The sequence below is a fragment of the Martinezella tropici genome (assembly GCF_003287875.1).
GTDB lineage: Bacteria > Pseudomonadota > Alphaproteobacteria > Rhizobiales > Rhizobiaceae > Rhizobium > Rhizobium tropici_C.
In genome coordinates, this window is record NZ_QMKK01000052.1 from 86,224 (window position 1) to 97,995 (window position 11,772).

The following is an 11,772-nucleotide window of genomic DNA, read 5'->3' on the forward strand; positions in this document are numbered from 1 at the left end:
CAAGGAGACAGTTCATGACGACCAAAGCATTTCGCCTGGCTTCCATCGCCCTCGGTGCAGGCCTGACCCTCGGCGCTTTCGCCGTTCCGGTTTTTGCGGCCGGCGACGATTCCAGCACGACGCCGACCTGCAAGAAGGGTGAGATCTACGATCAGAAGGCGAAGAAATGCGTCAAGCAGCAGAGCGCCAACGTCACCGATGAAAACCGCGCCGACTATGCCTATTCGCTGGCCAAGAAGGATCATCGCTACGAAGAAGCCCTGGCGGTTCTGGACACGATGAAGAACCCGAATACGGCCGAGGCGCTGAACTATCGCGGCTATGCCACCCGTAAGCTCGGACGCACGGACGAGGGCATTTCCTACTACCAGAAGTCCGTCGCCATGGACCCGAAGTACACGCTGGTTCGCGAGTATCTCGGTGAAGCCTACGTCATCAAGGGCCAGATGGATCTCGCCAAGGACCAACTGAGCACGATCAAGACGCTCTGCGGCAATACGAGCTGCGAGGAATATCGCGATCTTCATGCCGCGATCCTGAATCCGTCCAGCCTGTAACGGCGGGCCTGGGTCAACGATGAAGACGGTAAGCAGGGAGCTTTGCGAGAAATATGGGAGTGATGCCGGTCGCTCGTAGCGCAATTTCTGCTTATAGTCCGACAGTTGCGAGGCCGCCGAAAAGGTCGGCGGCTTCCGGACATGCGAATGCGGCGGAGGATGTCATAGCGAGCGAAGAGGATATCAGGACGGGCCTGTCCCAGCATTTGACGCGGCTATGGCGCTATGGCGTAGTGCTGTCGCGTCAGCGGGACGTGGCCGACGATCTCGTTCAGGCGACCTGCGTCAGGGCTCTGGAGCGGGCCGCTCAGTTCACATCGGGCACACGGCTCGATCGCTGGCTGTTCGCCATCCTCCATTCGATATGGCTGAACGAGGTCCGCTCGCGCCGTGTGCGAATGGGGCAAGGCTTCGTCGATGCCGACGAAACGTTGGTTTTCGACGGCGCGCAGGAAACCGAAACGCATATTTTGGCTGGGCAGGTATTGCAGCGCGTGCAGGCATTGCCGGAGGCGCAGCGCACCGCGGTATTTCTCGCCTATGTCGAGGGGCTTTCCTATCGTGAAGTGGCCGAGATTCTGGAGGTGCCGATCGGAACGGTCATGAGCCGGCTGGCGGCGGCGCGGGCAAAACTCGCTGATGGCATGGGGATGGTGGCTGACGGAAAATCTTCCGGAGGTGGGCGACTGGGGAATGGAAATGAGTGAATTGGATAAAGGACAGATGCCCTCGGACGAGCAGCTCACCGCCTTCATCGATGGCGAGCTGGATGCCGCCGAGCGCGAGCGGATCGAACGATTGATCGCCGACGACGAGCGTGTTGCCGAGCGTTTCGACTTCCTGTCCCGCAGCACGCTGCCCTTCAGGGCAGCGTTCGAGCCAATGCTTGCCGAGGCACCGGCTGCGAAGCTGGAGGCCATGCTTGCGGCTATTCCTCCAGCAAAGGAGAGCAAGGCGCGGGCTTCCGGCATCGGTCGCCGTGGTTTCCTGGCCGCGGTTGCCGCGAGCTTCGTCGCCGCCATTGCCGTCGACCGCGCCGTGATCGGCCTTGGCCATCGGCTTTCGAAGCCGGATGAAGAGACCGAGTGGCGTGCCGTGGTCGCGGAATATCTTTCGCTCTATACGGCGGATACGCTCAGCGCCCCGGCCGGCGACCGTATGCAACAGGTCGCGCAATTGAATGAGGTCGGTGCCAAGCTGGGCTTGTCTTTGGCGCCGGAAGCCGTGGCGATGCCGGGCGTCGAATTCAAGCGCGCCCAAATCCTGAATTACGACAGCAAGCCGCTGGCCCAAATCGCCTATCTCGATCCGGAAAGCGGCCCCATGGCGCTTTGCATCGTCCAATCCGCCAGGGGTGCGGCCGCGCCGGACATGGAAAATCGCAAGGGCATGAATGTCGTCTACTGGTCGAGCCCCAGCCATGCCTTCATGCTGATCGGCCATGCGCCGATCGATCGCATGCAGCAACTTGCGGCTGATGTCCGGGCACACCTGGTCGCCTGAGAGCTGTTCCGCGCGCGGCTAAATTGGCGCGATTCAAAAAGAATTTGGCGAAAACCCATCCTGCTGGTATTCTCTGCCCAACGAAAATCGAACGAGCGCCTGCAGCATGCCCTAGGGCCTTGCGCGGCGCGGTGGAAAAGATACGTGAGTGACCCCGACAGCGGCCTAGCGCCGCAGGCAGACGGGGCGTCGGTAGCAGAGCGCAGGAAGGGTAAATCCTCCCGGCGTGCGAAGCGTAAGCGCAGCCATGGCCGCCCGAACGCTCATTCTGCGAAAGCCAGCCAGGCAGGCAAGTCCAGCCAGGCGGCGCAACGCCCAGCAGAGGATGACGCCGGCTCGCCGGCCAGAAAACGCAAGCGTCGGCGCCGTGCGCGCGGCGCAGCCCATGGTGGCGCGCAATCCGCTTCCCAAACACAACAGCAGTTTTCATCCGCGCCGGAACACCGTGCGGCAGCGGATCACGGCCATCCCTCATCGCACAAGAGCGGCAAGAATCGCCGCAAGCACCGCAGCAAGCGCGGCCTGCAGGGCCGGCCATTGGCGCATGAGAAGACGGCGCAGATCGTCGCTCCCGCGAACATGCCGGCAAACGCCCACGCTCCGGCCCATGACGATCATCGCCAGAGCCGGCAATCGCCGCCGCGGCGCGAAGGCCAGGGGCAGCATCATTTTACCGAGGCTGATTCCCGGCCGCTCGATCTCTATGCCGCCCTCGATCTCGGCACCAACAATTGCCGCCTGCTGATCGCGCAGCCGACCCGTCCGGGGCAGTTCCGGGTGGTCGACGCGTTCTCCCGAATCGTGCGCCTCGGGGAAGGGCTCGGCGCCAGCGGACGCCTTTCGAGCGATGCCATGGATCGGGCTGTGGAGGCGCTGCGCATCTGCGCGGCCAAGCTGAAGGCCCGCGAAATCCGCCGCATGAGGTTGATCGCGACCGAAGCCTGCCGCGCTGCTGACAATGGCGAGGCATTCCTTGCGCGCGTGACCGAAGAGACCGGATTGCAGCTCGAAATCATCGACCGCGAGACCGAGGCGCGGCTTGCCGTCTCGGGCTGCTCGTCGCTTGTGGGACCCGAGGCGCGCTCCGTCGTGCTGTTCGATATCGGCGGCGGCTCTTCCGAGATTGCCGTCATCCGCATCGGCGAGAATCGCTCCAGCCGGCTTGCCAATCACATCACTCATTGGACTTCGCTGCCCGTCGGCGTCGTGACGCTCTCCGAGCGACATGGTGGACGCGACGTGACGCCGGAGCTGTTCGAGACGATGGTGTGCGAAGTCCAGCGTATGCTCGAGCGTTTCGATTGTCCGCCGGTGCAGGGTGCCGCACGCGACAGCGGCGACTTCCATCTGATCGGGACTTCCGGCACGGTGACGACGCTTGCCGGCGTTCATCTCGATCTGCCGCGCTACGATCGTCGCCGGGTCGACGGCGTCTGGCTTTCGGATGACGAAGTGAGCGCGATGCAGGCGAAGCTCTTGTCCTGGGATTTTGCCGGCCGCGCCGCCAATCCCTGCATCGGGCCGGATCGCGCCGATCTGGTCCTCGCCGGCTGTGCCATTCTGGAGGCGATCCGCCGCCGCTGGCCGAGCCCGCGCATGCGCGTTGCCGACCGCGGCCTGCGCGAGGGACTGCTGACCGACATGATGGCAGACGACGGCGTGTGGCGGCGAGGCCGCTCGCGCCGAGGTCATCGACCGAGGGATATGAAGGGGCCGCAGACGTGACCAAGCCAACTATCGCCGGCAACCGGACGGGCCGCAAGCTCGGCCAGCGCGTCAAGAAGAAGAAACTGAAGGCCTCCTCGCGGCAATGGCTGCAGCGCCATATCAACGATCCCTATGTGCAGCGCGCCCAGCTTGAAGGCTATCGCGCCCGCGCCGCTTTCAAGCTGCTGGAGATCGACGAGAAGCATCAGATCCTGAAAGGTGCGCGCCGCATCATCGACCTGGGTGCGGCACCCGGCAGCTGGTCGCAGATCGCGGCCAAGGTGACCGCATCGACCGAAGAGGATATCCGCGTCGCCGCCATTGATTTTCTTGAGATGGCGCCGATCCCCGGCGTCAGCATCCTGCAGCTCGATTTCCTTGATTCGACGGCGCCGCAAAGGCTGATCGATGCCGTCGGCGGCACGCCGGATCTCGTGATATCCGATATGGCGGCGCCGACGACGGGCCATCACCGCACCGACCATCTGCGGACCATGCATCTCTGCGAAGTGGCGGCGCATTTCGCCGTCGAGGTGCTGGCCGAAGGCGGACATTTCCTTGCCAAGACCTTCCAGGGCGGCACGGAGCGCGATCTGCTGACTTTCCTCAAGCAGAATTTCCGTCAGGTCATCCATGTGAAGCCCGGCGCATCCAGAGCCGAGTCGGTGGAAATGTTCCTGCTAGCGAAAGGCTTCAAGGGACGCAAGCCGGAAGGTGAGAGGGAAGAAGAGGAATCCGTCGCCGATCGCTAGATCCGACTATCCTCAATCGCTAAACTGACGAAACCCTCGCTGCGCTGCCGCTTGGCTGAAGCACGATAAGGGCCGCATCATCACTTTGCGGCCGTCTGTTCCACCTGCGGCTGCAGCGTTGCGACGCGCTTCAGGCCGGCCCTGTGGCCGGAAACCATGGCGCCGGCGCTGCGATCCATCCGGATGAAGGGGATGGTTGCAAGCACGGTCAGCACCGAGATGCAGAAGAAGGCGATATGGAAATCGCGCACCTGCAGTTGCGTGCCGCTGAAGAAGGTGGAGGCCTCCAGGATCATGGCGGCGACGGCGACGCCAAGCGCCAGGCTGATCTGCTGCATGACGGAGCTCATCGATGTTGCCTGGCTCGCCTGCCTGTCGCTGATATCGGCAAAGGCAAGCGCATTGACGCCGGTGAAGAAGAACGAGCGCGAGAAGCCGCCGATCAGCAAGATGCCGATGATGATGAGGTGCGACGTCCAGGGCTGGAAAAAGCCGGTGCAGATCGTGGTGATAGTCGTGATCGCAGCGGCCGAAAGCAGCGCCGTCTTGAAGCCGACAGCGGTAAAGACCCGGCGTGCGATGAACTTCGTCGAAATCGCGCCGATCGCGCCGGCAAAAGTGATTAGGCCGGATTGGAATGGATTGAGGCCGAAGCCGAGCTGCAGCATCAAGGGTGTCAGGAAGGGCATGGCGCCGATGCAGATGCGAAACAGCGTGCCGCCGGTGACCGAGGCGCGGAAGGTGATATTCTTCAGCAGCGACAGGTCGAGGATCGGTGCCGGGTGGCGGCGGGCATGGCCGACATAAAGAACGCCGCAGACAAAGCCGATGACGATGGCGGAGATGCCGATATAAGGCGGCAGCGCCGGCAGGCTGATGACGGACATGCCGAAGACGACGCCGGATGCGGCGAAGGATGTCAAAAGGAAGCCGATGACATCGAGCTTCGGCGGCTTGGTCGCTTTCACCTCAGGCAGGAAGATTGAAGCCAAGATCACGCCGAGGACGCCGACGGGCACGTTGATCAGGAAGATCCAGTGCCAGGAGGCATAGGTGGTGATGAAGCCGCCAAGCGGCGGGCCGGCAAGCGGGCCGACGAGCGCGGGAATCGAAAGCAGTGCCATGGCGGAAACCAGGTCGCTTTTCTGCGTGGTGCGCACCAGCACGAGGCGCCCGACCGGCGTCATCATCGACCCGCCGACGCCCTGCAGGAAGCGGGCGAAGACGAATTCGAGCAGGCCGCCCGAAAAGGCGCACATGATGGAACCGATGACAAAGACGCAGATTGCGATGCGGAAGATGTTTTTCGCGCCGAAGCGATCCGCCATCCAGCCGCTGATCGGGATGAACACGGCGAGCGACACCATGTAGGAGGTCAGCGCCAGCTTCAGCGTGATCGGCCCGACATGGAGATCGTTGGCGATGGCCGGCAGCGCTGTCGCGATGACGGTGGAATCCATCTGTTCCATGAAGAGTGCGACGGCGAGGATCAATGGAACGATGCGATTCATAGGCATCTGCCTTGATGGGTCTGTCTTCGGGAAGGCTGTCGCCCACTGCATAATTCCTTAAAATCGGAATCGATTTAAGGAATTATGCAGCAGATTGAAGGTGCTACAGCGCCTGGCGCCTCACATGCGACGCGCGGTGCTGTAGTGCGATCAGCCGCTCTGTAGTCCTATGCGAGGCTGCTGCCAATCCCGGATATTGCTCCATGAATGCTTGGGGTCACGTCTTCGTGATAGCCGCCGTCGCATGCCGCGGAACGCAGGATTTGACATATGCTGAGAGCATGTAAATGCTAAACGCATAAAACGTCGTCGGTGTATTAGCGGAATTGGATTGTCTTGTCATGACGAAAATTTTGGCCGGACAGAATGATCTCCCGAACCGTTGCTGCCGGCGGCGGCGATAGGCGTGGCTTACGCCGCGCATCAGCAGAAGGAGTGAAAATCATGACTGCCGTCCCGCCCCCAGACACGCATCAGTTCAAATTGGGATCCTGTACCATCACTGTCGTCAAGGACGGCGCCAGCATCATGGACAATCCCTGGGAGACTTTCGGCACAAACCAGACGCCCGATACGGTTCGCAAGCTGCTGGAGCAGAATTTCCTGCCGACGGAAAAGCTTGTGAACAGCTATGCGCCCGCCATCATCGATACCGGCTCCGACGTGATCGTCGTCGATACCGGCTTTGGTGCGGCTGGACGCGCGCGTGGCCTCGGTCGCTTTCGCGAGGGGCTGAAGGCCGTCGGCTACAGGCCGGAACAGGTTACCGTCGTTGCGCTGACGCATCTGCACGGCGATCATATCAACGGATTGATGGAGGAGGATGGCCCGGCCTTTCCAAACGCTCGCTACGTTGCCGGCGAGATCGAGTATGGGTTCTGGACCGACAAGGCGCGCGAGGGAACGCCGGCGGAAGGCGGGCATAAGGCTGTGCTTGCCAATGTCGTGCCCTTCGCCGAGAAGATGACCTTCCTTAGGGATGGCGACCAGATCGTCAGCGGCATGACCGCCATGCTGGCGCCCGGCCACACGCCCGGCCATCTCGTTTTCCATCTGGAATCCGACGGCAGGCAGCTCGTCATGACCGGCGACACCGCCAACCACTATGTCCTGTCGCTCGGCCGCCCGGACTGGGACGTGCGTTTTGATCTGGACAAGCCGCAGGCGGCAAAGACACGCCGCCGCATCTTCGACATGATCGCCGCCGACCGCATCCCCTTCCTCGGCTTCCACATGCCTTTCCCCGCCGTCGGCTTCGTGGAGAAGCAGCCGGAAGGTTTTCGCTATATTCCGAAAAGCTATCAGTTCGACGTTTGAGGGCGAACTCAAGGAAGATTGAGGTCTGTTTTCAAAGTGAGATCGCAAGGCTGATCAGCGACAAAAATGCGGATGGCTTCTGCCGCGAAAGTCGGTGGCTCAAATCGAGTTTTCGAGAGCAAGTTCGCGACAGAATCGTTCCCGACGTCTAATTATGGATAGCTTATCGCTGACCTTAGGAGTTTCGCTTCAGCTCCGCCGCTGCTTCGAAAGCATTCGGTCGTGCTGCGAGATGCTCGGCCACGAAGTCCACAAATGCCCGGACCTTTGGGGACAGTTGGCGATTGGACGGCCAGACGAGCGACAAAGAGCCAAACGGGACCATATGTGAGGTGAGCACGGGAACAAGCAATCTTGCGCGGATGTGAGCCGCCGCGACATAGATGGGCAGGTGAGCGATCCCCAAGCCGTCCAACGCCGCCCGTAAGCTCGCGTCTGTATTGTTAAAGATCAGGCTCCTGGGCAAGATCAGCTTTTCGCTTGAAGGAGCAAAGGCCCAGGGCGCCAGCCGGCCGCTTGTGGGATATTTAAAATGGATGCACGCATGTAAAGCAAGGTCGGCCGGCGTCGTCGGAAGAATGTGGCGATCGAAATAGGCAGGGCTTCCGCAAACAACAAAATGCTGCTCCCCGAGATGTCGGGCAATCAAGCGGGTATCGGCAAGTTCGCCGCTACGAACAGCGACATCCACCCCTTCACTCACCAGGTCGGTGACGTGGTCTTCAAAGTCGATATCCAGCTCGATCTCGGGATACCGTGCGACGAAGGCCGGCAGCAGGGGCATCAAGAGGTGATGACCGACGATGTGCGGGACACTGATGCGCAGGCGCCCTTTTGGGCGCTTCCGGCTTTCTATAAGGCTAGTCTCCGCATCTTCGAGGTCATCGATGATACGCTTGCAGCGCTCGTAGAACGCTGAACCTTCCTCTGTCAGGCTGATGTTGCGCGTTGTCCTGTTGAACAGCCTGACGCCAAGCCTGGCTTCGAGGCGTGCAATGGCCTTACCGATGGCCGATGGCGAAAGGCCGGCGACGCGAGCCGCCGCCACATAGCTGCGTTGCTCGGCAGCGTGAACGAAGGCAGCAAGACTGCTGAAGCTATCCATAGCGACACCCATTAAAGACATATTGTCGTTAATGAAAGTCTTTTTCCCGTTATTGATCAATATTCAAGACCAGATATCGTTTCTCCTACGGGAAGGCGCAACCCTGCTTCCCTTTCAGCCGGAGATACAAATGAAGTTGGTAAGAAAAGAGCCTCGCTGGGCGGGAGCCAATTCATCGCTTGCAGTGTTGCTGACAGGAAACTTTGTCACCATCCTCGATCTCTTCATCGTCAACGTGGCGCTCCCGAATATTCAACGGGACTTGCACGCCTCGAACGCCGAGTTGCAGATGATCATGGTGGCCTACAGCGTCTCCTATGGCGCGATGCTGCTCAATGGCGCCCGGTTGGGCGATCTCTACGGCCGACGGCGGCTGTTCCTTTATGGCATGGCCATCTTTGCGGGGGCCTCCTTACTGTGTGGCCTCGCTTCATCACCCTGGAACCTGATCGCCGCGCGGGCATTGCAGGGCATTGGCGCGGCGCTGCTGATGCCGCAGGTCTATGCGTCGCTGCGATTGCTGTTCGACGGAGAGAAGCGCCGCTGGGCGTTCGGCGTAATGGGGAGTGTACAGGGTGCTGCCGGCGTAGCCTCGCAAGTGCTCGGCGGTGGCTTGATGGCGCTCGATATTGGCGGCCTTGGCTGGCGCCTGATCTTTTTTGTCAATCTGCCGGTCGCCGCCTACGCCATCATTGCCGGGAAGTGGTTCATCGTTGAAACCAGAGAAGCTGTATCGGCGAGGCTTGATGTGTTCGGGGCATTCCTGGGTGCCTCTGCCCTCACGGCAATCCTCCTGCCAGCGATGATAGGGCGAGAGCAGCATTGGCCTTGGTGGACGATCATCGGTCTGTTGTCATCTGTGCCTTTGTTCGCAACCTTTATCGTGTATGAAAACCGCTTGACGCAGCGGGGAGGTGTCCCGATTATTGATCCGTTGCTGTTCAAGAACGACGGCTTTGCCTTCGGTATGCTGGCATCGTTTCTGTTTTTCTCTGCGATCAGCTCTTTCTCGCTGTCGCTGACGATCTTTTTACAGGTCGGCCTCGGCAGGACTCCTTTACAGGCGGCGATGCTGTTTCTGCCCTCCACCATCGCTTTCTTCGCAGGCTCCCTGATGTCGGCCTTCTTGGCCAAGAGGATGGGGCATCAGACGCCAATCTTTGGCATGGCTATCTTCAGTTTGGGCTTGCTAATCGCAGTTGCTGACGGCTTTCTTGGTCGGGAGGCATCGACCCTGACTATCTCGGTGATACTGCAGGGGCTTGGGCAGGGAATTGTCATTCCGCTTTTGCTCAACATGGTTCTGAGCACCATTGCCGATTCGGAGGTCGGAATGGCGTCTGGCATCTTCAGCACCATACAGACAACGGGTTCGGCGTTCGGACTGACGATTGTCGGCATCATCTTGTTCGGTATTATTGACGAGAGCGGCGTGGAGGCAAATTCAGCGGTACCGGCCGCCGGTGGCTACGGGGCGGCATTCGCAGTCGCGACGCTTTACAATTTGGCCGCCGTCACCCTGAGCCTTGTTCTGTTCGACGCGCTACATGGACGAAGGAGATCGTCTGGATAGATCAAGAGTTTAGTTGTTTCGAAAATCCTGGTCGAAGCGTCCGTTTTCCATCTGGAATCCGGCGGCGGGCAGCTCGTCATGACCGGCGACACCGCCAACCATTATGTCCTGTCGCTCGGCCGCCCGGACTGGGACGTGCGTTTTGATCTGGACAAGTCGCAGGCGGCAAAGACACGCCGCCGCATCTTCGACATGATCGCCGCCGCATCTTCGACATGATCGCCGCCGACCGCATCCCCTTCCTCGGCTTCCACATGCCTTTCCCCGCCGTCGGCTTCGTGGAGAAGCAGCCGGAAGGTTTTCGCTATATTCCGAAAAGCTATCAGTTCGACGTTTGAGATGAGTCAATCATGGCGAACCGGATCGCACATGCTGGATCTGCGATCCCGTTTCAGTTTTGGACCACAGCACTTCGCCCGAGACGAGGTTCCGTTCCTACAAGCAGTCGCTGAATGTTCGTGCGATGGCGCACTATCACGTAAAGGCTGCCGGCGATCACCAGCAACCGATAGGGCAATGGCTGCTCCAGGCAGCAGACCAGGGCAATCGCAGTCAAGGCTGCCAGGATTGATCCCAGAGAAACAATCCGAAAAATAGCCAACGCAACGCCAAAAACCGTCACTGCACCCAATCCCACCGGCCAGGCTATCGCCAGCAACAGGCCAAGTCCCGTTGCGACGGATTTGCCGCCTCTAAAATTCAGCCATATCGGGCGGCTATGCCCCAGCAATGCGGCAAGTCCTGCCAAACAAACAGCCCATGGAACCAAGCTTTGCTGGCTCTGCGGACCAAGCATGGTCGGCAGCGTATAGAGCCAGGGATAGAACCAACGGGCAAAGACGATTGCCGCGGCACCTTTCAGCACATCGACCAGGAGCACCACCAAGGCCGGCCATTTCCCAAGGGTCCGCAATACGTTCGTTGCGCCGGTGGACTTGGAGCCGAGTTCCCGAATATCAACGCCCTTGAGCAGTCTCCCTGCCAGATAGCCCGTGGGTATGGAGCCCAAGAGATAGGCGATCGCTAATCCTGCGACGCTTGCTATCCAGAAATCCATGAGTGTCACCTCTGTCTAAGTCTTTGCCGGTAGCACCGGCCGCAGGAAAGTTCGCTCGTAGCTGATGAATGGCGGATTCTTTCCGAAGCGTTCGTTTGCGGCAATTCCGTCCGGATCGGCTGCAACACGCTCGCGGTATTGCAGGTAGGTTGTCTCATCCGGAAATGTGAATAGTGCGACCGCTATGTCGCCGGGGCCTTCTTCACTTATGCCCGGGAAGCTCACTCCGGCCTCTGCCGGCTTGTCCCGGGGTAGGAAATAGCCGTGATGTGTTCCGCCATGGCGTTCGATGAGCTCAATCCAAATCCGGCTGTAAGCTTCGAATTCCGAAATTCTGCGATGATCGATGCGGTAGCGAACTTCGCACGTAACCGGGCTTTTGAGCATTGAAAGATCATTTCTTTAGGTCACAAGCAGGCACCAGGAATCCTGCGTCCAATCGACCGTGATACCTTATGTCATGGCGCACTCTTCCGGAATAGACTGCTCGCAATTGCTGCTCCCGCCGAAAGCGACCGACGATGACGAGGACTTTCGCCTGTGTTTGACAACGCCCGCATGGAAATCTCTGAACACCGCAGCCGAATCCCGCATTGAAGCCACGGCTTGGCATATCTGCCCCGCGCTTTTTGCTATTCCCTTCCTGTCATAGACGTGTTACCAGCCCTCGCCAACTTCCAAGCAACACTT

General features: G+C 60.1%; 11 protein-coding genes and 1 pseudogene. 8 read left to right on the forward strand and 4 right to left on the reverse strand.

Features of this window, described 5'->3' with window-relative positions; genetic code table 11:
- Window positions 1-14 precede the first annotated feature (14 nt).
- The 5 genes from DQ393_RS24855 (at window position 15) to DQ393_RS24875 (ending at window position 4,519) form a co-directional block, all read left to right on the forward strand.
- Complete coding sequence (locus DQ393_RS24855; protein WP_112344360.1) at window positions 15-557, forward strand: tetratricopeptide repeat protein; 543 nt, start codon at window positions 15-17, stop codon at window positions 555-557.
- 62 nt (window positions 558-619) lie between these two features.
- A complete protein-coding gene (locus DQ393_RS24860; RefSeq protein WP_112344413.1) occupies window positions 620-1,264 on the forward strand; it encodes an RNA polymerase sigma factor in 645 nt (214 codons plus the stop codon).
- Window positions 1,257-2,060, forward strand: a complete 804-nt coding sequence (locus DQ393_RS24865; protein WP_245430447.1) for an anti-sigma factor family protein — start codon at window positions 1,257-1,259, stop codon at window positions 2,058-2,060. Before DQ393_RS24860 ends, DQ393_RS24865 begins: the two co-directional genes overlap by 8 nt.
- Window positions 2,061-2,204: 144 nt before the next feature.
- On the forward strand, window positions 2,205-3,785 hold the full coding sequence (locus DQ393_RS24870) for a Ppx/GppA phosphatase family protein (RefSeq protein WP_112344361.1): 1,581 nt from the start codon (window positions 2,205-2,207) through the stop codon (window positions 3,783-3,785).
- A complete protein-coding gene (locus DQ393_RS24875) occupies window positions 3,782-4,519 on the forward strand; it encodes an RlmE family RNA methyltransferase (RefSeq protein ID WP_112344362.1) in 738 nt (245 codons plus the stop codon). The genes DQ393_RS24870 and DQ393_RS24875 overlap by 4 nt, the downstream gene beginning before the upstream one ends.
- An 80-nt stretch (window positions 4,520-4,599) precedes the next feature.
- On the opposite strand, the gene DQ393_RS24880 is transcribed toward DQ393_RS24875, so the two are convergent.
- Window positions 4,600-6,030: an MFS transporter gene (locus DQ393_RS24880; protein WP_112344363.1), complete on the reverse strand. Its 1,431-nt coding sequence runs from the start codon at window positions 6,028-6,030 to the stop codon at window positions 4,600-4,602.
- Window positions 6,031-6,474: 444 nt separating this feature from the next.
- Here DQ393_RS24880 and DQ393_RS24885 point away from each other — a divergent pair, with 444 nt between their 5' ends.
- Window positions 6,475-7,347, forward strand: coding sequence for an MBL fold metallo-hydrolase (locus DQ393_RS24885; RefSeq protein ID WP_112344364.1), 873 nt, complete (start codon window positions 6,475-6,477; stop codon window positions 7,345-7,347).
- A gap of 175 nt (window positions 7,348-7,522) precedes the next feature.
- Here DQ393_RS24885 and DQ393_RS24890 read toward each other — a convergent pair whose 3' ends face one another.
- A complete protein-coding gene (locus DQ393_RS24890; protein ID WP_112344415.1) occupies window positions 7,523-8,452 on the reverse strand; it encodes a LysR family transcriptional regulator in 930 nt (309 codons plus the stop codon).
- A gap of 31 nt (window positions 8,453-8,483) precedes the next feature.
- Between DQ393_RS24890 and DQ393_RS24895 the strand changes: the two genes are divergently transcribed.
- Window positions 8,484-10,025, forward strand: a complete 1,542-nt coding sequence (locus tag DQ393_RS24895) for an MFS transporter (RefSeq protein WP_245430448.1) — start codon at window positions 8,484-8,486, stop codon at window positions 10,023-10,025.
- A gap of 42 nt (window positions 10,026-10,067) precedes the next feature.
- Window positions 10,068-10,363, forward strand: a pseudogene (locus DQ393_RS24900) (MBL fold metallo-hydrolase); the annotation flags it as partial.
- A 53-nt stretch (window positions 10,364-10,416) separates the two neighbouring features.
- Here DQ393_RS24900 and plsY read toward each other — a convergent pair.
- Window positions 10,417-11,082: a glycerol-3-phosphate 1-O-acyltransferase PlsY gene (plsY, locus tag DQ393_RS24905; RefSeq protein ID WP_112344365.1), complete on the reverse strand. Its 666-nt coding sequence runs from the start codon at window positions 11,080-11,082 to the stop codon at window positions 10,417-10,419.
- 15 nt (window positions 11,083-11,097) lie between these two features.
- Complete coding sequence (locus DQ393_RS24910) at window positions 11,098-11,469, reverse strand: NIPSNAP family protein (RefSeq protein WP_112344366.1); 372 nt, start codon at window positions 11,467-11,469, stop codon at window positions 11,098-11,100.
- Window positions 11,470-11,772 lie beyond the last annotated feature (303 nt).